This is a genomic window from Priestia sp. JSM ZJ58 (genome assembly GCF_044383985.1).
GTDB lineage: Bacteria > Bacillota > Bacilli > Bacillales > Bacillaceae_H > Priestia > Priestia zanthoxyli.
In genome coordinates, this window is record NZ_JBISEM010000001.1 from 427,557 (window position 1) to 449,762 (window position 22,206).

The 22,206-nt window shown below is 38.9% G+C and carries 21 protein-coding genes; 18 read left to right on the forward strand and 3 right to left on the reverse strand.

Annotated features, from left to right (window positions below):
- Window positions 1-3: 3 nt before the first annotated feature.
- The 14 genes from ACH6EI_RS02210 (at window position 4) to spo0A (ending at window position 14,361) form a co-directional block, all read left to right on the forward strand.
- Window positions 4-654 carry a SpoIIIAH-like family protein gene (locus ACH6EI_RS02210; RefSeq protein WP_223268967.1) on the forward strand — a complete coding sequence of 217 codons (651 nt, stop codon included), beginning with the start codon at window positions 4-6 and terminating at the stop codon, window positions 652-654.
- A gap of 352 nt (window positions 655-1,006) precedes the next feature.
- Window positions 1,007-1,513, forward strand: coding sequence for an acetyl-CoA carboxylase biotin carboxyl carrier protein (gene accB, locus ACH6EI_RS02215; RefSeq protein ID WP_098112938.1), 507 nt, complete (start codon window positions 1,007-1,009; stop codon window positions 1,511-1,513).
- A 12-nt stretch (window positions 1,514-1,525) separates the two neighbouring features.
- Complete coding sequence (accC, locus tag ACH6EI_RS02220; RefSeq protein ID WP_028411593.1) at window positions 1,526-2,878, forward strand: acetyl-CoA carboxylase biotin carboxylase subunit; 1,353 nt, start codon at window positions 1,526-1,528, stop codon at window positions 2,876-2,878.
- Between the two features lie 29 nt (window positions 2,879-2,907).
- Entirely contained in the window at window positions 2,908-3,309 is a 402-nt protein-coding gene (locus ACH6EI_RS02225; RefSeq protein WP_013059143.1) for an Asp23/Gls24 family envelope stress response protein, read from the forward strand.
- A gap of 221 nt (window positions 3,310-3,530) precedes the next feature.
- Window positions 3,531-3,923 (forward strand): transcription antitermination factor NusB, encoded by a 393-nt coding sequence (gene nusB, locus ACH6EI_RS02230; protein WP_013059142.1) that lies wholly within the window; start codon window positions 3,531-3,533, stop codon window positions 3,921-3,923.
- Window positions 3,924-4,007: 84 nt separating this feature from the next.
- Window positions 4,008-5,348, forward strand: a complete 1,341-nt coding sequence (gene xseA, locus ACH6EI_RS02235) for an exodeoxyribonuclease VII large subunit (RefSeq protein WP_034271010.1) — start codon at window positions 4,008-4,010, stop codon at window positions 5,346-5,348.
- Window positions 5,349-5,351: 3 nt separating this feature from the next.
- Window positions 5,352-5,585, forward strand: coding sequence for an exodeoxyribonuclease VII small subunit (locus ACH6EI_RS02240; protein WP_013059140.1), 234 nt, complete (start codon window positions 5,352-5,354; stop codon window positions 5,583-5,585).
- Complete coding sequence (locus ACH6EI_RS02245) at window positions 5,585-6,481, forward strand: polyprenyl synthetase family protein (protein ID WP_099331283.1); 897 nt, start codon at window positions 5,585-5,587, stop codon at window positions 6,479-6,481. The genes ACH6EI_RS02240 and ACH6EI_RS02245 overlap by 1 nt, the downstream gene beginning before the upstream one ends.
- A gap of 320 nt (window positions 6,482-6,801) precedes the next feature.
- Window positions 6,802-8,703 (forward strand): 1-deoxy-D-xylulose-5-phosphate synthase, encoded by a 1,902-nt coding sequence (dxs, locus tag ACH6EI_RS02250; protein ID WP_028411590.1) that lies wholly within the window; start codon window positions 6,802-6,804, stop codon window positions 8,701-8,703.
- The gene (locus ACH6EI_RS02255) at window positions 8,700-9,527 is read left to right on the forward strand and encodes a TlyA family RNA methyltransferase (protein ID WP_397376797.1); all 828 of its coding nucleotides are present in this window, start codon (window positions 8,700-8,702) and stop codon (window positions 9,525-9,527) included. The genes dxs and ACH6EI_RS02255 overlap by 4 nt, the downstream gene beginning before the upstream one ends.
- A 161-nt stretch (window positions 9,528-9,688) precedes the next feature.
- Window positions 9,689-10,138, forward strand: a complete 450-nt coding sequence (gene ahrC / locus ACH6EI_RS02260; protein ID WP_013059136.1) for a transcriptional regulator AhrC/ArgR — start codon at window positions 9,689-9,691, stop codon at window positions 10,136-10,138.
- Window positions 10,139-10,154: 16 nt separating this feature from the next.
- Entirely contained in the window at window positions 10,155-11,882 is a 1,728-nt protein-coding gene (recN, locus tag ACH6EI_RS02265) for a DNA repair protein RecN (RefSeq protein ID WP_028411588.1), read from the forward strand.
- 182 nt (window positions 11,883-12,064) lie between these two features.
- Complete coding sequence (gene spoIVB, locus ACH6EI_RS02270; RefSeq protein WP_028411587.1) at window positions 12,065-13,345, forward strand: SpoIVB peptidase; 1,281 nt, start codon at window positions 12,065-12,067, stop codon at window positions 13,343-13,345.
- Window positions 13,346-13,572: 227 nt separating this feature from the next.
- Window positions 13,573-14,361, forward strand: coding sequence for a sporulation transcription factor Spo0A (spo0A, locus tag ACH6EI_RS02275; RefSeq protein WP_013084985.1), 789 nt, complete (start codon window positions 13,573-13,575; stop codon window positions 14,359-14,361).
- Window positions 14,362-14,731: 370 nt separating this feature from the next.
- On the opposite strand, the gene ACH6EI_RS02280 is transcribed toward spo0A, so the two are convergent.
- Window positions 14,732-16,063, reverse strand: coding sequence for a peptide MFS transporter (locus ACH6EI_RS02280; protein ID WP_028411586.1), 1,332 nt, complete (start codon window positions 16,061-16,063; stop codon window positions 14,732-14,734).
- A gap of 313 nt (window positions 16,064-16,376) precedes the next feature.
- Window positions 16,377-16,529, reverse strand: coding sequence for a YycC family protein (locus tag ACH6EI_RS02285; RefSeq protein WP_064504589.1), 153 nt, complete (start codon window positions 16,527-16,529; stop codon window positions 16,377-16,379).
- A 124-nt stretch (window positions 16,530-16,653) separates the two neighbouring features.
- Between ACH6EI_RS02285 and ACH6EI_RS02290 the strand changes: the two genes are divergently transcribed.
- Window positions 16,654-17,382: a glycerophosphodiester phosphodiesterase gene (locus ACH6EI_RS02290; protein ID WP_099331281.1), complete on the forward strand. Its 729-nt coding sequence runs from the start codon at window positions 16,654-16,656 to the stop codon at window positions 17,380-17,382.
- A gap of 12 nt (window positions 17,383-17,394) precedes the next feature.
- Here ACH6EI_RS02290 and ACH6EI_RS02295 read toward each other — a convergent pair whose 3' ends face one another.
- Window positions 17,395-17,646, reverse strand: a complete 252-nt coding sequence (locus ACH6EI_RS02295) for a DUF2627 domain-containing protein (RefSeq protein ID WP_028411584.1) — start codon at window positions 17,644-17,646, stop codon at window positions 17,395-17,397.
- A 175-nt stretch (window positions 17,647-17,821) separates the two neighbouring features.
- Between ACH6EI_RS02295 and ACH6EI_RS02300 the strand changes: the two genes are divergently transcribed.
- From ACH6EI_RS02300 to bcd, 3 genes are all read left to right on the forward strand, one after another.
- Complete coding sequence (locus ACH6EI_RS02300; protein ID WP_028411583.1) at window positions 17,822-19,891, forward strand: sigma-54 interaction domain-containing protein; 2,070 nt, start codon at window positions 17,822-17,824, stop codon at window positions 19,889-19,891.
- A 238-nt stretch (window positions 19,892-20,129) separates the two neighbouring features.
- The gene (yqiS, locus tag ACH6EI_RS02305) at window positions 20,130-21,041 is read left to right on the forward strand and encodes a phosphate butyryltransferase (RefSeq protein WP_099331280.1); all 912 of its coding nucleotides are present in this window, start codon (window positions 20,130-20,132) and stop codon (window positions 21,039-21,041) included.
- Between the two features lie 12 nt (window positions 21,042-21,053).
- Window positions 21,054-22,157 carry a branched-chain amino acid dehydrogenase gene (bcd, locus tag ACH6EI_RS02310; protein WP_013059125.1) on the forward strand — a complete coding sequence of 368 codons (1,104 nt, stop codon included), beginning with the start codon at window positions 21,054-21,056 and terminating at the stop codon, window positions 22,155-22,157.
- Window positions 22,158-22,206: the final 49 nt, after the last annotated feature.

Below are 22,206 nucleotides of genomic sequence, written 5' to 3' on the forward strand. Positions count from 1 at the left end.
GAAATGAATATGTTATTAAAAAAGCAAACGGTTTGGTTATTAACAATGTTAAGTTTAGTTGTTGTGTTATCGGTGTACTATATGACAACGCCAGAAAATCCTCAGAGTAATGTTGCGCTAGTAGACAATGAAAAACAAAGCGAAAAACAGGCTGATGACAAGGCTCCTGCAGAAGATACAAAACAACAGGCAGATGAGAAATCAGGAACAAAAGAAGATTCAAAAACCGAAGGCTCAGCAGAAGATGTAAAAAAGGAAACGGCTAAAAATGCAAAAGAATCAGCGGTTGTATCAAGCACAGATAGCGACGAGCTATTTACGGCGCTCCGCTTGGAATTAAATGATGAAAGAAGTCAGCTGAAAGAAGAGTATCAGGAAGTAGCGGCATCAAAAAATGTAACGCCTGCAGAAGTAAGCAAAGCGATGGATAAAATCGATGAATTATCAAAGCTCGGGGAAAAAGAAGCAACGCTGGAAACATTAATTAAAGCAAAAGGATACAGCGACGCGCTAGTAAGAGCAGATGGAAAACAAGTGCAAATTACCGTTAAGACAGAAAAACACTCAAAAACAAAAGCCAATCAAATCATTCAGCTAGTCAAAAAAGAAATGGGTCCAAAAGAAGTAGCGGTAGAGTTTCAGCCAACTAAATAAAGGGAATAAAAGAAGTGTAAAACAGCCGCAAATTGGGGTTGTTTACACTTCTTTTTTTATGAAATGACTAAAATCTAAGCGAGACGGGAAAAATTTTAACATGGCTTTCTTTTTTTACTTCGGTTATAATAGGTTTCATAATCTTATATTAGTACTAGGTGACAAATGTTTTCATAAGTATTGTCATCTGTAAAGCTATGTTTCCATTTATAAAACAATAACGCTAAAAAGTTATTATAGAGTAAGTGGAACTTCTTTTTAATGTTTGCCAAACGAATTGAATGGCTGTAGCCATTTATCGTATTATTAACATTGTAGAGAATTCTATTTTCATGAGGTAGGAGTGTTCAATATGTTAAAAATTCAAGAGATCCGTGAGATCATTAAACTAGTTGATCAATCATCAATCGAGGAGTTCACCTATGAGCACGAAGGCTCCAAAATCAAGATGAAGAAAAAAGACGCAATTGTTTCCAAACAAGCGCAGCAAGTAGTGGTTTCGGCACCTGAACAAGCAGCAGCACCTGCACCGCAGGCAGCAGCGGCTCCAGCGCCAGCCCCAGCAGCACAGTCTGCACAGCCAAAAGAAGAACAAGCGGCCCCAGCGGTTGATGAAAGCTTACATAAAATTACATCTCCGATGGTAGGGACATTCTATGCGTCATCATCGCCAGAAACAGATGTATACGTAACGCCTGGAGATAAAGTACAAAAAGATTCGGTTGTATGTATCGTAGAAGCAATGAAATTATTTAATGAAATCGAAGCAGAAGTTAAAGGTGAAATCGTTGACGTATTAGTTGAAAATGGACAACTTGTAGAATACGGTCAACCTCTTTTCTTAGTAAAGCCTGAATAAGGAGCGGTAAATATGATTAAAAAGCTATTAATTGCGAATCGAGGAGAAATTGCGGTTCGAATTATTCGAGCGTGTAAAGAGTTAGGTGTAGAATCAGTAGCTGTTCATTCTCAAGCTGATCGCGATTCTTTGCATGTACAATTAGCAGACGAAGCGTATTGTATTGGACCAACGTCATCTAAAGACAGCTATTTAAACTTTACAAACATTATGAGTGTTGCGATGCTAACGGGCTGTGACGCTATTCACCCTGGATACGGCTTTTTAGCTGAAAACGCTGATTTTGCAGAGCTATGCAGAGAGTGTAACGTTACATTTGTAGGACCAAGTCCTGAAGCCATTAACAAAATGGGAACAAAAGACGTAGCGAGAGAAACGATGCGTGAAGCGGGTGTTCCAATTGTTCCTGGTTCCACTGGAATTGTAGAGTCAGTGGAAGACGGTATGTCAATCGCTAATGATATTGGCTATCCTGTTATTATTAAAGCAACGGCAGGAGGCGGAGGAAAAGGAATCCGCGTTGCGAAAAATGAACAAGAGCTTATTAAAGGTATTACAATTACGCAGCAAGAAGCTGCGACAGCTTTCGGTAACCCTGGTGTGTACATTGAAAAGTTCATTGAGGATTTCCGTCACGTTGAGATCCAAGTGTTGGCTGATTCTCATGGAAATACTGTACATTTAGGAGAGCGTGATTGCTCGATTCAACGCCGTCTTCAAAAATTAATTGAAGAAACGCCTTCTCCAGCGTTGGACGAAAAAACGCGTGAATTAATGGGCGACGCTGCTGTTAAAGCCGCTCAAGCCGTTAATTACACAGGAGCCGGAACCGTGGAATTCATTTATGATTATCGTGAAAACAAATTTTACTTCATGGAAATGAATACGCGTATCCAAGTAGAACATCCTGTTACAGAGATGGTGACAGGAGTTGACTTAATTAAAGAACAAATCAACGTGGCAAATGGTGAAACTTTACCGTTTACGCAAGAAGAAGTGACGTTTAACGGATGGGCAATTGAGTGCCGAATCAACGCAGAAAACCCAGAGAAAAACTTTATGCCATCACCAGGTACGATTCAAATGTACTTGCCGCCAGGTGGCTACGGAGTGCGCGTAGACTCTGCTGCATATCCGGGCTATGCAATCCCACCTTACTATGATTCAATGGTGGCTAAATTGATTGTTCATGCGCCAACTCGTGAGGAAGCTATTGAACGAATGAAGCGCGCGTTAGATGAATTTGTTATCGATGGCGTTGCGACCACTATTCCTTTTCACCAAAAGCTATTAAATCATGAAAAATTTGTTAGCGGTGAATTCAACACGAAGTTTCTTGAGCTATATGACGTAATGAATTCTTAGTATAATATAAACTATAGGAGGTGCTGTACATGAATGAAAATCATGTATTAGAAATGGAAGAACACCCAAATTCTCTTGGCAAAGTAGAAATTGCTCCTGAGGTTATTGAAGTCATTGCGGGTATTGCTGCTTCTGAAGTAGAAGGCGTTTCTGCAATGAGAGGAAATTTTGCAGCTGGCGTTGTGGAGAAACTAGGAAAGAAAAACCACGGTAAAGGTGTAAAAGTGGACTTAACAGAAAACGGGATAAAAGTAGACGTGTTTTGTATGATGAAGTTTGGTGTGTCTATTCCAAACGTAGCGCAGCAAGTACAAGATAACATTCGTCAAGCCCTTAAAAATATGACAGCTATTGATCTCGATGAAGTAAACATTCATATCGTAGGGATTCAGTTTGATACGCAAAAAACTGATATTGAAGAAGTTGAATAAAACAAACGTTTACCTAACGGCTGTTGCTAAAATGGAATAACGTATGATTACTTGTTCCTTTTCAACACAAGCTATGGTAAAGTGAAAAAGACTGTCTCGTCATAAAGACGGTCTTTTTCGTGTTCTACAAACTTCGTATAAGAACAATCAAGTATCGTTTCATAAACTATGCTATTATCTAGGTATACTAGTTGAAGAAGATAAATAAAGGAGCAAAAATAATGAAAAGACATACAGCACGCCAAAAAGCATTACAAGCACTATTTCAGCATGATTTAGGGCAAACCGAGCCAATGGAGGCAATCGGAAATGTTGTACAAAACGAAAAGTCTGATCAATTTTTAGAAAGTCTTGTGCTAGGTGTAGTTGAGCATCAGCAAGAAATTGATGAACTTTTACGCAATCATTTAGAAAAATGGACGTTAGACCGCGTAGCTACTGTAGACCGCGTAATCCTGCGTATTGCCGTATACGAAATGAAGTATGAAGAAGAAATTCCTACGAGCGTTACGTTAAATGAAGCGATTGAATTAGCAAAAACATTTGGCGATGATCAATCAAGCAAGTTTATCAACGGCGTATTGTCTAAAGTGTTAACAACTTTATCTAAATAAACGTTCATCTTGCCAAATCAAGTGACTAAAATGCTTCTCTCCTTTATATAAAGGGGAGAGGGTGACTGCAAAGGAGGCAAAATGATGAGTGAAGTGCGTTATCTAACCGTTACGGCTCTTACACGATACATCAAGCGCAAGTTTGACGTAGACCCTCACATGCAAGATGTATGGATTAAAGGAGAAATTTCTAACTTTAAACGTCATAGTCGAGGACATATGTATTTCACCTTAAAAGATCAAAATGCTCGTATCGCAGCCGTTATGTTTGCTGGGCATAACCGTCAGCTTAATTTTCAGCCTGAAGAAGGAATGAATGTACTGATTCGAGCTGAAATTTCGGTTTATGAACCAAGCGGAAATTATCAAATGTACGTAAAAGAAATGCAGCCTGACGGCGTTGGAAACTTATACTTGGCCTACGAACAGCTGAAAAAAAAGCTGGAAAAAGAAGGCTTGTTTGATCATGCTAGAAAACGAAAACTTCCGAAGTATCCAACAACAATAGGTGTGATTACATCTCCTACTGGAGCCGCCGTACGTGATATTATTACGACATTAAAGCGCAGATATAACGCGAACATTATTGTTATGCCCGCTCTTGTTCAAGGAGTGAATGCGGCACCGTCTATCATCAAGGCAATTGAAGAAGCAAACCGTCGTAAAGAAGCAGACGTATTAATTGTCGGCCGCGGCGGCGGGTCAATTGAAGAGCTTTGGGCGTTTAACGAAGAAAGCGTAGCTCGTGCAATTTTCACTTCTACTATTCCCGTTATTTCAGCGGTTGGACATGAAACCGATTTTACAATTGCAGACTTTGTAGCAGATTTGCGAGCCCCTACTCCAACGGGTGCTGCGGAGCTGGCCGTACCTCATATCAGTGAAATTACAGAAAGATTGACTCAGCGAAATATCCGTCTTCTTCGTTCGATGAAAGAGATGCTTCAGTCTAGTAGCCGCAGGCTTGAACGATCTCAGAAATCATATGCTTTTCGTTACCCTCAAAAGTTGGTCGAGCAAAAAGAGCAGCAGTTAGATCAGCTGATGGAGCGTTTTTATCGTGAAGGTAGAAGGTACATTGAGCATAAACGGACGAACTACGAGCAGCTAACAGCCGCTTTGTTGCGCAATCACCCCGAGCATCAGTTAACGAAAGCGGCAGACCGTCAACAGCAGCTGACGAAAATGCTGACAAAAGAGATGCAGCAGCTGCTAAAGCAAAAACAGCTTTTATTTGCCACGGCAACGTCAAAATTACATACGCTTAGTCCATTAAAAACAATGGAAAGAGGCTACAGCTTAGTATACGATAAAGAAAAAGAGTTAATTAAATCAACCAAACAAGTATCCAAAGGTGATGTGGTAAACGTTCGTTTGACCGATGGACAGTTGCAGTGTGAAGTTTCGAAAATAGAGGAGCGATGAAAAATGGCGACAAATAAAGAGTATACGTTTGAAGAGGCGATGGAGCAGTTAGAAACCATCGTAAACAAGCTAGAAGAAGGCGACGTGCCTTTAGAAGAAGCAATTCAACAATTCCAAGAAGGAATGACTCTTTCAAAATTCTGTCACGATCGTCTTCAGCATATTGAAAAGCAAATGGAAACTATTTTACGTGAAGACGGAACGCTTGAGCCATTCTCGGTACAGGAGGAAGAGTGATGGTGAATGAAATGAATTTAAAAGAGTATATTTCTTTTACAAAAGATCGAGTAGAAACACGCTTGCCTGAAGTGGTAAAGGCATTACATGCTCCGGTTAACTTAAAGGAATCCATGCTTTACTCGCTTACGGCAGGAGGAAAGCGACTTCGCCCAGTGCTGTTGTTTGCAACGCTACATGCATTTGGAAAAGACGAGAGCATCGGACTAGAAACAGCCTGTGCAGTGGAAATGATTCATACATATTCGCTCATTCATGATGATTTACCTAGTATGGATGATGACGACTTAAGAAGAGGTAAACCGACAAATCACAAGGTGTACGGCGAAGCAACGGCTATATTAGCTGGAGATGCTCTTTTAACAAATAGCTTTCAGCTCATTTCTGAAGCGGTACATTCTGAAATTACATCACATATGAAACTTCAGCTCATTACAGAACTGGTAAAAGCAAGCGGAACAGAAGGTATGATCAGCGGACAGGTTGCAGATATGGAAGGTGAAAAAAAGCAGCTCACGCTAGATGAGCTTGAATATATTCATCTTCATAAAACGGGGAAGCTGCTAGGATTCTGTGTAAAAGCAGGAGCAATTCTTGCAAAAGCTACGCCTCTACAGCAAGAATTATTAGAAGAATTCAGTAAGCATGTAGGGTTAGCGTTTCAAATTCAAGATGATATCTTGGATGTGGAAGGGTCTGAAGAAAAGTTAGGAAAGCCAATTGGCAGTGATACAGAAAATGAAAAAACGACATATCCTTCTTTATTAGGTATGGAAGCGGCCAAAGAAAAGTTACAGTATCATGTTGAACAAGCACTTCTCTCGTTACGTCAAGCTCAAATTAAGCACGGATTACTAGAAGAAATTTGTTTATATATAGCAAAACGTGATAGTTAATGACGATTTCTGTCAGGTTTTTTGAGTGATACAGTAAAATAAGATTGAGTCCCAATAGGGGCTATGCTATAATGATTTTACTACTGTATAAAAGCGTAGTGCATAGGTTTGAAAGACATATACAATATCTTGGTGGCCGTTATCACATTTGTGTTAGCGGCTATTTTTTCACTATTTTCCTTTGAATATCACTGGTTTACTGATAGAATATCAAAGGTATTGTAAGTAATAAGGAAATACTAAAAATTGACTATACGTATAAAACAATAGACAATGTATTAAGGTAACTTTATAACAAGTACGAAAGTGAGTGATCCACCTTGGATCTTACAACGATAAAAAATCCTGAGTTTTTAAAGAAAATGTCAGTAACACAATTAGAAGAACTAAGTGAAGAGATTCGTCGTTTTTTAATTACAAAGCTTTCTGCAACTGGTGGTCATATAGGGCCAAATTTAGGGGTTGTTGAGTTAACGCTTGCACTCCATAAAGTGTTCGACAGTCCAAAAGATAAATTTTTATGGGACGTCGGGCATCAGTCGTATGTCCATAAAATTTTAACAGGACGAGCGGGAGAGTTTGATACAATCCGTCAATATAAAGGATTATGCGGCTTTCCAAAGCGAGATGAAAGTGAGCATGATGTATGGGAAACGGGACATAGTTCTACATCTCTTTCAGCCGCAATGGGAATGGCTGCTGCAAGAGATTTGCAAAAAACAAAAGCTCACATTGTTCCTATCATTGGTGACGGAGCTTTAACAGGTGGTATGGCTCTTGAAGCGCTTAACCACATCGGGCACGAGCAAACGGATATGACCGTTATTTTAAATGACAATGAAATGTCTATCGCTCCTAACGTCGGGGCTGTACACAGCATTCTGGGGCGTTTGCGCACGGCGGGCAAATACAACTGGGTAAAAGATGAGCTTGAAGTTCTACTGAAAAAAGTGCCTGCGGTAGGCGGTAAGCTCGCGGCAACGGCAGAACGTGTAAAAGATGGCCTAAAGTACATGGTTGTGTCAGGCATGTTCTTTGAAGATCTTGGCTTTACGTATTTAGGACCGGTTGACGGCCATAGCTATGACGATTTATTGGAAACGTTACAATATGCAAAGAAAACAAAAGGACCGGTACTGATTCATGTGATTACGAAAAAAGGGAAAGGGTACTTGCCAGCGGAAAGCGATAAAAGCGGAGCGTGGCATGGTACAGGCCCTTACAAAATTGAGTCCGGTGACTTTATTAAAGACAAAAATGTTCCGATTGCTTGGAGTAAATTAGTAAGTGATACGGTATTGAAAATGGCTAGGGAAGATGAGCGTATCGTAGCAGTAACGCCAGCAATGCCTGTAGGTTCAAAACTTGAAGCGTTTCAAAAAGAGTTTCCGCATCGCATGTTTGATGTTGGGATTGCAGAGCAGCATGCAACAACAATGGCCGCTGGTCTTGCAACTCAAAATATGAAGCCCTTTTTAGCTATTTATTCGACGTTTTTACAGCGTGCATACGATCAAGTGGTTCATGATATTTGCCGTCAGAAGCTAAATGTATTTATTGGGATTGATCGAGCTGGACTAGTAGGTGCTGATGGTGAAACGCACCAAGGTGTATTTGACATTGCGTTTTTACGTCATTTGCCTAACCTTGTTATTATGATGCCAAAAGACGAAAATGAAGGTCAGCACATGGTTCACACTGCTTTGACTTATGAAGAAGGTCCGATTGCGATGCGCTATGCGAGAGGAAACGGATTAGGTGTTGAACTAGATTCAGAACTGAAAAACATTCCGATCGGTACATGGGACGTATTAAAAGAAGGTTCGGATACAACCATTTTAACGTTTGGTACAACGATTTCAATGGCGATGGATGCAGCAGCAGAACTTGAGAAGCAAGGAATCAGCGTCAAAGTGGTCAATGCTCGTTTTATTAAACCGCTGGATGAAAAAATGCTTCACGAGATTTTCCAAACGAATAAGCCTGTGATTACGGTGGAAGAAGCGGTACTTCAAGGCGGTTTTGGAAGTGCGGTGTTAGAGTTTGCATCAGAGCACGGCTATTATAATACTCGCGTTGAACGTATGGGTATTCCTGATCGCTTTATCGAGCACGGCAGCGTAACAAAACTTTTAGAAGAAATTGGCTTAACCAAAGAAGAGATTATAAATCGAGTTAAAAAACTCGTAACACCAACACAAAAGAGGCTTGAAGTTAAGTGACAAAAAAAGAACGAGTAGATGTATTATTAGTAGAACGAGGTTTGATTGAAACAAGAGAAAAAGCAAAGCGTACAGTGATGGCAGGACTTGTTTATGCGAATGAAGTCCGTTTGGATAAGCCGGGAGAGAAAATTGAACGCGATACGCCGCTGACAATTAAAGGTGCAGTGATGCCTTACGTCAGCAGAGGCGGCTTTAAGCTTGAAAAAGCGATTAAAGAATTTAATGTCCATGTAGCGGATAAAATCATGATTGATATTGGTTCTTCTACTGGAGGCTTTACCGATTGTGCGCTTCAAAATGGAGCGAAGATGTCCTATGCGCTAGACGTAGGCTATAATCAGCTAGCTTGGAAGCTTCGTCAAGATGAGCGAGTAGAAGTAATGGAACGAACAAATTTCCGTTATGTGACACCAGCTGATTTATCAAGAGGCTTGCCTGAATTCGCTTCTATTGATGTATCGTTTATTTCCTTAAGACTCATTCTCCCTGTGTTAAAAACACTTCTTGTTCCATGCAGCGATGTTGTTGCACTTGTTAAGCCACAGTTTGAGGCTGGAAGAGAGCAAGTTGGGAAAAAAGGAATCGTGCGTGACTCAAAAGTGCATGAAGAAGTCCTTCAAGGAATGGTGGATTTCTCCCTTCGTCAAGGATACGATGTATATAACATGTCGTATTCACCGATAACAGGAGGAGATGGAAATATCGAATTTCTTCTTCATCTGAGCTGGAAAGGCGAGCGTAAATTTGGTGAAAATCAAGCTCCGCTTACTGTGCGTGAAGTGGTCGAAGAAGCACATAAGACGTTAAAAGAGAAAAAGTAATAATGGCCAATGTTAAGCAAAAACTTAGCATTGGCGATTTGATTATGACTCTTTATACAAAAGGTGCATAATCAAGTTGAACACATTATGATACTTAATTAGTGAAAGACTTATAAACAACAAAACAAAAAGAAGATTACATATTAATGTGAGGTGCCAACATGAATAAAGGGCAAAGACATATTAAAATTCGTGACATTATCACGAATAATGATATTGAAACACAGGATGAATTGGTAGATATTTTAAAAAACCAAGGTTTTAATGTAACACAGGCAACAATCTCTCGTGATATTAAAGAACTGCACTTAGTCAAAGTGCCTTTGATGGACGGACGATACAAATACAGCTTGCCTGCAGATCAGCGTTTTAATCCCTTACAAAAGTTAAAGCGCTCTCTTATGGACGCATTTGTAAAAATTGATTCAGCCGGGCATATGCTGGTGATGAAAACATTGCCGGGAAACGCAAATGCGATTGGCGCATTAATTGATCATTTGGACTGGGATGAAATATTAGGAACAATTTGTGGAGACGATACATGTTTGATTATTTGCCGTACTCCTGAAGATACGCAAATTATATCAGACCGATTCTTAGAAATGTTATAAAGGTGAGTGAAGCAGGTTGTTAGCTGAATTATCCATTAAAAACTTTGCGATTATTGATGAACTTTCTGTTTCATTTGAAAAAGGCTTAACGGTATTAACAGGCGAAACAGGAGCGGGAAAGTCGATTATTATTGATGCCATTTCATTGTTAGTAGGTGGAAGAGGCTCTTCGGAGTTTGTCCGCCATGGAACAGACAGAGCCGAAATTGAAGGGCTTTTCTTATTTGATGAAGAACAGCATCCGAGTCACGAAAAAGCCAAACAAGTCGGTTTGGAAGTGGAAGATGGAATGATTGTGCTTCGCCGAGATATCACTACAAATGGGAAAAGTATTTGCCGCATCAACGGTAAGCTCGTCACGTTAGCTATCCTACGTGAAGTCGGACAGACGTTAATTGATATACATGGACAGCACGAGCACCAAGATTTAATGAATCAAGATCGTCACTTAACTCTTCTTGATCAATATGGAGGAGAAAAAGTAGAAGAGGCTTTGACGGAGTATCGAGAGGTATTTTCGAGGTATACGTCGCTAAAAAAGCAGTTGGATCAATTAACTGAAAATGAGCAGCAGATGGCACATCGCCTCGATCTTATTCAATTTCAATTAGATGAAATCAAAGCCGCAAATTTGCAGCTCAATGAAGACGAGGAACTAAATGAAGAGCGTTTGAAGATTTCCAACTTTGAAAAGATCTATACGTCGCTAAACGATGCGTACAATGCGCTGCACGGTGAACATCAAGGTCTGGATTGGGTAGGCGTAGCAATGAATCATACGGAGGATATTTCGTCACTGGAAAAAAACTATGCCGAAATTTCGGAGATTATTTCATCGAGCTTCTATCAGTTAGAAGACGCATCTTATAAAATTCGTCAGCAGCTGGATTTATTAGAATTTGATCCGAAACGCTTAGACTTTATTGAAGCGCGTTTAAATGAAATTAATCACTTAAAGCGTAAATACGGTCAAAGTGTAGATGAAATTCTAGAATATGCAGCACAAATTGAAGATGAAATTGATCGTATTGAAAATCGAGATACGCACGTGAGCAAGATCAAAGAACAGTTAAACAGCGTAGCACAGGATTTATTAGTAGAAGCTAACAACGTTTCAGCTATTCGAAAAAAACTTGCTCAGGAGTTAACGGACAGCATCCATCATGAGCTTCAAGAACTCTATATGGCTAAAACCGTATTTCAAATTAAATTCTCTGTCGTAAATGCAGGTAAAAATGACGTTGAAGTAAATGGCGAAAGAATAAAATTCACCAAAGACGGCATTGACAACGTAGAGTTTTATATTTCTACCAACCCTGGTGAACCGTTAAAGCCTCTTGCGAAAGTAGCATCAGGCGGAGAACTGTCAAGGATCATGCTGGCGTTAAAGAGCATCTTCTCTAAGCATCAAGGCGTGACGTCCATTATCTTTGATGAAGTTGATACAGGCGTAAGTGGAAGAGTAGCTCAATCGATCGGTGAAAAAATACATGCCATTTCCGTTGATTCGCAGGTTCTTTGCATATCTCATTTGCCGCAGGTAGCAGCTATGGCAGATACTCATCTCTTTATTGCTAAAGAGATAAAAGGTGATCGTACAACGACATCTGTTCTTCCATTAACTCTTGATGAAAAAGTAAAAGAAATTGGTCGAATGATTGCAGGAGCTGAAATTACAAGCTTAACGAAGGAGCATGCCAAAGAGCTTTTAGATTTAGCGGATAAGATGAAGCAGACCATTTAAAAAAACACCTTTTAACACGTAACAGTATGTGTTAAAGGTGTTTTTTTATACAAAATGGAGGAACTGAAAATGTTTCCTTGTACTTCTTTTCATTTTTCTCTGAACTTCTGTTATAAATGCGCTCTAAGAAGGCTAAATTAAATGTGTAGCCATTTAGGCGAGGAAGCGAGGAGAGTGAAAACATGCAAAATCGATACAGACATATAATTGGTGCGATTCTCCTTGTTTCGTTCATTTTTGTAGGATTTATTCCAGTTGTGCAACAATATATACACATTCCAAAACAAATCGTCTTATTTGAACAGCAAAAAGAAAAAATTAATACGACATTACCGCTTAGCGTAGAAGCTTCATCACCTGTTTACGATGTAACAAGTAACAAGGCGAAGCTGACCGTAGCAGGCAAACAGGTAGGCAAAGAAGAGTTGATGCTTCATTTGGCCGGTATTCCTGTAAAGCGTGTAGACGTGCAGGTATTATCTGATTTTAAAGTCATTCCTGGTGGACAATCAATCGGTGTGAAATTAAATTCAAAAGGTGTTCTTGTTGTAGGCTATCATCAGGTAGATACAGCAAAAGGTAAAAAATCTCCTGGCGAAATTGCGGGTATTCAAGTTGGAGATATGATTACGAAGATTAATGGTAAAACCATTGAAAAAATGAGTGATATTACACCGTTTATTCAGCAGGCAGGGAAAACGGGTGAACCATTAAATCTGCATATTTTAAGAGAAAAAAAGCAGTTTGACACGAAGCTGTATCCGTTAAAAGATAAGCAAGATTATGCGTACAGAATCGGTTTATACATCCGTGATTCAGCTGCAGGAATTGGCACAATGACTTTTTATGATCCAAAATCTAAAAAATACGGCGCTTTAGGCCATGTTATTTCGGATATGGATACAAAAAAGCCAATCGTAGTAGAAGATGGACAAATTGTCCGTTCGACCGTTACATCAATTGAGAAAGGTTCGAACGGCGTTCCCGGCGAAAAGCTAGCGAGGTTTTCTGAAGATAGACAAATCATTGGAAATATTACACGAAATAGTCCTTTCGGTATTTTTGGAAAATTGTCTTCAACGATGGAAAACGGAATAATGGATAAAGCAATGCCAATTGCTCTATCTCATCAAGTAAAAGAAGGACCGGCTAAAATTCTAACGGTAGTAGATGATGATCAAGTGGAAGAATTTGATATTGAAATTATGAGTACTATACCTCAAAAGTTTCCGGCTACTAAAGGAATGGTTATTAAAATTACAGATCCTAAATTGTTAAAGAAAACAGGTGGAATTGTTCAAGGAATGAGCGGGAGTCCGATTATTCAAAACGGTAAAGTCGTTGGAGCGGTTACCCATGTTTTTGTAAATGATCCTACCTCCGGTTACGGTGTCCATATTGAATGGATGCTTAACGAAGCAGGAATCGATATTTATAAAAATAATCGAAAAAAAGCGAGCTAATGTTGTCATTAGTTCGCTTTTTTTGATAAAAATTATTGTCGTAAATGTACGAGAAAAACGTCGAAAAACAAAGAAAATAAGAGAAAATCGAATAAATTCCATTTAAAAGACTTTTTTCTAAAAAAATAAAGGAAATAATGTTGCATTGTCGAATTTGTCCTTTAGAATAAAGAATAGAGACACGTAGGAAACGACGTATAACATAAAGGACTGAGGAGGAAGCTGCATTGAAAAAAATTAAAGTATGCTTGGTTGATGATAATCGGGAACTAATTGGTTTGCTTGAAGATTATATTTCAGAGCAAGAAGACATGGAAGTAATCGGAGTAGCTTACAATGGACAAGAGTGTTTATCCATTTTAAAAGATAAAGATCCGGATGTTCTTGTATTAGACATTATTATGCCGCATCTAGATGGATTAGCAGTTTTAGGTCAGTTAAAAGAAATGAAAAAAGAAAATTATCCAAATGTCATCATGCTAACAGCATTTGGGCAAGAAGACGTAACGAAAAAAGCGGTTGATTTAGGAGCTGCTTATTTTATTCTAAAGCCGTTTGATATGGAAAACTTAGTGAATCATATTCGTCAAGTTAGCGGACAAACATCTTCATTTATGCAACGTTCATCTTCTTCCATGCGTTCGCATCGCGACAGCAAACCAGCAAATTTAGATGCAAGCATTACGAGCATCATTCACGAAATTGGTGTACCTGCTCATATTAAAGGCTATTTATATTTGAGAGAAGCCATTTCAATGGTATATAAGGATATTGAGCTGCTTGGGTCGATTACAAAAGTGCTGTATCCTGACATTGCAAAAAAATACAATACAACAGCAAGCCGCGTTGAGCGCGCCATTCGTCATGCCATTGAAGTAGCATGGAGCCGAGGGAACATTGATTCTATTTCTTCATTATTCGGATATACTGTCAGCATGTCAAAAGCAAAGCCGACAAATAGTGAATTTATCGCCATGGTTGCGGATAAATTACGCCTTGAACATAAAGCGAGTTGAAAGGGATAGGACTGCTGGAATTACGGGGTTTTGAGTGAGCTGATACCTTTTGTAATACAGAGTACATGCCTATAAACTTTTGGAATTTACACTAGATAGCAAACTGAAAATCAATAAACTTTTTACTGCAGGGCCGATGAATTTTAATCATTCATGGGTCCTTTCATTTTGTTTTAAGAGTTGGAAATAGGGAGGTTAAGGGAATGTACATCTTGTGATCCATAGTAGTGTATTTTATTGAAATAATTTATTTAATTGTTATGAGGGCTTTGTGTTTGAAAGAAGATTTAGAAGATGTGTTAAAAAATTCATCTACATATATGGATAAGTAAATGATAAAAAAAGCAGCCTTCAGAAAAGGCTGCTTTTTTTAATCCATTAATTTAGCAATCGATTTTGAAAGGAACAAAACAATAATTCCAAGTACAATTGTTACAGCTCCGATTAAGCTGAAGATGTCGAAATAACCTAACGACTGTGTATAAGATGCAAGAACACCCGCTAGCTTATTAGCAACAGCAGAGCTTGCCATCCATACGCCCATTAAAAGAGAAGCAAGCTTTAATGGAGCCAGTCTACTTACCATAGACAACCCTACTGGCGAAATCATAAGCTCAGCTAGCGTGTGCAGGAAGTAAGTGAAAATCATAAATAGGATATTTACTTTTAAAGCTGGGTCATTACCAGTATACATAACGGCTGGAATTAAAATTAAGAATCCTAATCCGACTGTTACAAGTCCCATACCCATTTTTGTTGGTGTTTTAAAATCACCGCGTTTTGAATTTCCTAGCTTGTACCAAACAAGTGACATAATTGGTGCTAAAATCATGATAAACAGTGGATTCAATGATTGGAACCACTCTGTTGGAACCGTAAAACTACCGATTTGACGATCAATTTGATCTTGAGCATATAGCGTTAAAGAACTTCCAGCCTGTTCAAAAGCTGTCCAGAAAGCAATAACAACGAAAGCTAGAATAACGATAGCAACCGTTCTTTTCTTTTCTCGTGCTGTCAGCGGAGCAGTTGATGTTTGAGATGCTGCTGCATGAACTTTTCCTGTAGGCTCTTTCCCAATATCACCTAAATAGCGATTAGCCAGTAGGTTAAATAAAATTTGTCCAACAACCATTCCGATAGCTGCTGTTAAAAATCCGTATTTATAACTCATTAATCCAACAACTAATGGGGCGAAAAATGCACCAAAGTTAATACCCATATAAAAAATGGTAAAAGCACCGTCACGGCGAGGATCATTTTCTGCATAAAGATCTCCGACCAATGTGGAGATATTTGGTTTGAAAAATCCGTTTCCGATAATTAATAAAGCAAGTCCGATATACAAAGCGGCTACGCTTTGATGAATGAAGATGGAAAAATTCCCGAGTGCCATAATCACACCACCGATTGTGATGGCTAGCCTTCTTCCGAGGAAGCGGTCTGTTAAATATCCGCCAATCATCGGCGTAATGTAAACAGCACTAGTGAATGTTCCATATAAGCTCAGTGCAGTTGCTTTATCTACCCCGAGTCCACCTTGAGCAGCGGTAGCAGTTAAATAAAGAACCAGAATGGCTCTCATTCCATAATAACTAAATCTTTCCCATGCCTCAGTCGCGAATAATAAGTACAGTCCAGGAGGGTGTTTTTTCCTAGACTCATTTGGCTGCTGATTTTCGTGTTGTACAGCTGCTTGCATAATGAAGTCCCCCTAAAATTTCTCTCATACTATTTAATTCTTTTATTTGAATTGATCAAAAAATCAGAATATAAGTACTGGAATAAATATAATGTATTTTTATTTTAGTAGAAAAATAATAATTTCGTCAATGAAATTATATGGAAAAATCAAAAAATAATTAAATATACACAAAAAAGTATTAAATTACTTATTTAAAAGCATTTTTAAAAATACATTTATATTATTAAATATTCTAATATATGTTATGGGAAATGAAGTAAGAAAGTAATACTATTTTTGGAAACGAAAATTCGAAAGAAAAAAGGATCTGTTATTCAGATCCTTTTTTATCTTCGCCCGCATTTAATTCAGCAAGCTTCTGCAGCAAAATATGCTGAGGCATATGCATCAATTGCTCGAGGGGGATATTTAATTGTTCTGCTAATTTTACGGCTGTATCCGGAGAAATTTGCAGTGGTCTCATACACAACGACCTCCTTTTGCATATAAAGTAATGAAAGTGAAGAAGTATAAACAGTAAATTCGTGCTTTCACTATTAAGTAATGCTAAAGTTAATAATAAGTGATAATAGAGGAGTTGAGCAAGTATGTTTGTAATAGGTCATCGCGGCGCAGCTGGAACGTTTCCTGAAAATACGATGATTTCCTTCAAAGAAGCAGCGAGAGTCGGAGCACACGGAATTGAACTTGATGTGCATATGACAAAGGATGGGGAACTTGCTGTAATTCATGATGAAAAAGTAGATCGAACGACGAATGGAAAAGGGTATGTAAAAGATTTTACGTATCAAGATTTACAGAAATTAGATGCGAGCTATAAGTTCAAAAAAAAGTACGGGGCATGTAAAATTCCCATGTTAAATGAAGTAATGGAGTGGGCTTCAAGTGAAGGAATTAGCGTAAACATCGAGTTGAAAAACAATATATTTGACTATCCATACTTAGAAATGAAAGTTTTAGATTTAATTTATTTATACAAGATGAAGGATCGAACGATGATTTCATCTTTTAATCATAACAGCTTAGCCCGAATTGGTTCTTTGGATTCTACGATTGAAACAGCTATTTTATATTCTTATCCTATGTATGAGCCTTGGGTATATGCGCAGCATCTTGGCGCAAAAGCTCTTCACCCTAATCAGCGTACCGTGAATGAAGTAAATGTAGCCGCTTCAAAAGATTGTCAAATTCCAGTGCGACCTTACACAGTAAATGATGTAAAAGTAGCTGAGCAGCTTCGGAAATATGGATGTGAATCCATTATTACTGATTATCCTGAAAAAATGGTGAAGCAATTTGGGGGACGCTTTTCGTAAAAAAACATCGCATTAATGCGATGTTTTTTTATCTTTTTGAAATCTGTTTTGAACTTTGTTTCGCTTGCGGTCTCTGTGCAGAATAAAGCCAGCAACAAATCCAAGGCCGATTACAAATAACAGAAGACCGACTGAAAATTGCAAAAATAAAGAAGGGAACGGGGATTGCAGGATGCCAAAAATCATATCTCTCATAAGTTTAATGCCATATCCAGCGAGTATACCAGGAATAAGTAAGATTAGCAGGGCAATAATTCGAACCATAGCTTCTCCTTTCGCTTCTCTTTTTTAAAATGAATGCGTTTACATTATAAAACCGTTATACTTGAATCATAAAAGAACTAAATAAATTGTCAAGAGCGTTTCTTTTTTTATATGATAGGTATATGCAATATTTTGCACGGAACATGTACATATTAAGTGGAAAAGGTGAAAAAATATGCAAAAAGTGTTGATCGTTGGAGGAGGAAAAGGTGGATTAGCTATTCTGAAAATCTTGTTGGAAACCGAATTTATGAAAGTGATTGGTGTAGTAGACGTACGAGCTGACGCGCCGGCTGTTTTGCATGCGAAAGAACAAGATATTTCAACCGGAATGAATTGGGAGCCTTATATGACAAAGCAGCTCGATGTCATTGTTGAAACAACAGGTAAACAAGGTGTTTTTCAACAATTGCAGAGAAGCAAACCTGCTGATGCACTGGTAGTTCCGGGATTGGTTGCTGAAATTATGGCCAATCTGATGGAGGAAAAAGAAGAGTTAATTCAGCGGTTAAAGCAAGAATCGTATAAATATGATCTTATTTTTAACGCGGCTCATGATGCGATGGTCGTGATTGATAAGAATGGATATATTACGCTATTTAATCAAAGTGCCGAGCGTTTGACGAACTTTTCACACAGAGATGTAATTGGTAAGCATCTTCATGAAGTTATTCCAAATAGTAAACTTGTTGATGTTCTTCATACAAAAACGATTGATCAAAATAGTGAATTTGTGTTAGATAGCGGACGGAAGGTCATTACGACTAGAATACCAATACTCGACGAGAATAGAGAGCTGTTTGGTGCCTTTTCGATTTTTAAAGATATTACGGACGTTGTCGGATTGGCAGAAGAAGTTACGAACTTAAAAGAAGTACAAACTATGCTTCAAGCTATTATTCAATCTTCTGAAGAAGCTATTTCGGTTGTCGATGAAGAAGGAAGAGGGATTTTAATTAATCCTGCTTATACGAGAATTACGGGTTTAAAAAAGACGGATATTATTGGTCAGCCCGCGACTGCCGATATCTCTGAAGGAGACAGTATGCACATGAAGGTGCTGCAAACAAGACGTCCCGTTCGAGGTGTAAGAATGAGGCTTGGTCCGAGTAAAAGAGACGTAGTTGTGAATGTTGCCCCTGTTATTGTCGATGGAAAATTAAAAGGCAGCGTTGGCGTTATTCATGATATGTCTGAAATTCAAGAGCTTACAAATGAACTTAAAAGAGCGCGTCAAATTATCCGAACGCTTGAAGCGAAATATTCATTTGCTGATATCATTGGTCAGTCTGAAGAGTTTCAGTTAGCAATTGAGCAGGCTAGACTTGCTGCTAAAACACCAGCTACTGTTTTGCTTAGAGGTGAATCTGGGACGGGTAAGGAGCTGTTTGCACATGCGATTCATAATGCGAGCAGCCGAAAGTTTAATAAATTTGTTCGGATCAACTGTGCTGCACTTTCTGAGTCTTTGCTTGAAAGTGAACTTTTTGGGTATGAAGAAGGAGCTTTTTCCGGGGCAAAACGAGGCGGAAAACGAGGTGTTTTTGAAGAAGCCAATAACGGTAGCATCTTTTTGGATGAAATCGGGGAGCTTTCAGCTCATATGCAGGCTAAGCTGCTTCGAGTGCTTCAAGAAAAAGAGCTTATTCGCGTTGGAGGCACGACCCCCATTCCGGTGAATGTTCGCGTGATTGCAGCTACGAATGTGAATTTAGAAAAAGGAATGGCTGATGGAAGCATCAGACAGGACTTGTATTATCGGCTAAACAAAATTCCGATTCACATACCTCCTCTTCGGAAGAGAAAAGAGGATATTGGAGCGCTTGTTACACACTTAATTACAAAAATTAATCAAGATTACGGCCGACATGTTGAAGGGGTAACAGATCGGGCCTTACAATCATTGAGATCATACGACTGGCCAGGAAACGTCAGAGAGCTTGAAAACATATTAGGAAGAGCTATTATTTATATGCACTATACGGAAACAATGATTGATTCTGTTCATCTCCCTTCACTTGAAGGCAAGGGCAAAAAAGAAAAAAATCAGGCGAATGAAGAGGTAGTATTCGAAGGGAAGACTTTAGCGCACATGATGGAAAATTATGAAGCTGAACTTATTCAAAAAGTGCTGATTGCAAACAAGTATAACCGAACGAAAACAGCAAAACAGCTCAATATTTCCCTGCGTTCTCTGTATTATAAGTTGGAAAAATACAATCTTGCAAATAACAGCATGCAATAAAATGCATGGTGTGCAAGTTATTGCATATAAATAGAGAGGTATTCTTTTTTTCTGTTTGTCGTTAGAATCAATAAAAAAAATTTTTTGTGCGTAGAAACGGATATAAGCAGCTATATTATGTAATATATGCAGAGTGTGGCACAAATCTTGCATATATTTTAAGTGACTGCATAAACGCGCAGTATGCTCTTTAAAAAGGGGCAAAAGAAAGAATGAAAAAGGAGAGGTCGAACATTCCATGACTCTTGCTACCATCTTATCTCGGGTTGCTAAGCAGTCTTCTTTGACTGTTGCTGTTGCTGCAGCTGAAGACTTAGAAACAATTGAGGCAGTGTATGAAGCTGTGTCAAGGGAAGTTTCTGAATTTATTTTGTTTGGCAACGAAACAACAATTAATGAATTATTCAGGCAGTACCGCCCATCCTTACTCACTCATAAGGCTGTGACGGTCGTACATACGGAGTCCGTTTTAGAAGCGGCTCAATTGGCTGTGCGTTCAGTTCAGCAAGGTCAAGCTCATATCGTAATGAAAGGGAATTTATCCACATCGCTTATTTTAAAAGCTGTGTTAAATAAAGAGCATGGTTTGCGTACGGGAAATGTTTTATCACACGTAGCTGTGTTTGATGTTCCTCACTATGACCGTCCTATTCTTGTAACAGATGCAGCTATGAATATTACGCCATCTCTGGAAGAGAAAGTTCAAATCATTCAAAACGCGGTGAACGTTGCTCACTCGATTGGGATAGAGATGCCAAAGGTAGCTCCTGTTGCAGCGGTTGAAGTTGTGAACCCTTTGATGCCTGCCACAGTAGAGGCTGCACTTCTTACACAGATGAACCGCAGAGGACAAATTAAAGGCTGCGTTATTGATGGACCTTTAGCACTCGACAATGCCATTAACATAGAAGCAGCCAAGCAAAAAGGCATTCAAAGTGAAGTTGCCGGTCAAGCAGATATATTACTCGTTCCAGCAATTGAAACAGGGAACGTCTTATATAAATCCCTTATTTATTTTGCTAAAGCAAAAGTTGGAGCTATTCTAGCGGGGGCAAAAGCTCCGGTCGTCTTAACATCCAGAGCAGATTCATCAGAAAGTAAATTATACTCACTGGCGCTTGCTATCAGCGTCGCTCAACAGAATTCTTAGGAGGCACTAACAATGAAAATTTTTGACTATATGGAAACATACGATTATGAGCAGTTATTATTTTGCCAAGATAAAGATTCAGGCTTAAAAGCCATTATTGCGATTCATGATACAACAATTGGACCAGCTCTAGGCGGTACGAGAATGTGGACATATGAATCAGAAGAGGCTGCAATTGAAGATGCGCTTCGTTTATCACGCGGAATGACTTATAAAAATGCAGCAGCAGGCTTGAATTTAGGAGGAGGAAAAACGGTTATTATCGGAGATCCTCGCAAAGACAAAAATGAAGCGATGTTCCGTGCATTTGGCCGCTTTATTCAAGGGTTAAATGGTCGATATATTACAGCAGAAGATGTGGGCACAACGGTAGAGGATATGGATATTGTATATGAGGAAACGGATTATGTAACGGGTGTATCTCCTGCCTTCGGTTCATCAGGCAATCCATCACCAGTCACAGCCTACGGCGTATACCGAGGAATTAAAGCAGCAGCAAAAGAAGCATTTGGAACAGATATGCTTGAAGGAAAAGTAGTAGCTGTCCAAGGTGTAGGAAACGTAGCATATAATTTATGCCGCCACCTTCACGAAGAAGGGGCAAAACTTATTGTAACGGATATTAATAAAGAAGCTGTTCAGCGTGCGGTAGAAGAATTTGGTGCGCAAGCAGTAGACCCAAATGATATTTATGGTGTAGAATGTGATATCTATGCTCCTTGTGCACTCGGAGCAACGATTAACGATGAAACGATCCCTCAAATAAAAGCAAAAGTTATTGCAGGGGCAGCTAATAATCAATTGAAAGAAACGCGTCATGGTGATTTAATTCATGAATTAGGCATTGTATATGCACCGGACTATGTTATTAATGCAGGAGGCGTTATTAACGTAGCTGATGAGCTAGTTGGATATAACCGTGAGCGTGCGCTGAAAAAAGTTGAAGGTATTTATGATAATATTGAAAAGGTAGTTGAAATCTCAAAGCGAGATGGCATTCCAACCTATCTAGCAGCAGATCGCTTAGCTGAAGAAAGAATTGAAAAGCTGCGTCGTTCACGCAGTCAATTTTTACAAAATGGACAGCATATTTTAAGTAGACGTCATACGCGCTAATGTTTGAGCTGAAGGCTAGGCAAAAGGAATAAATGAAATCCTTTCGACC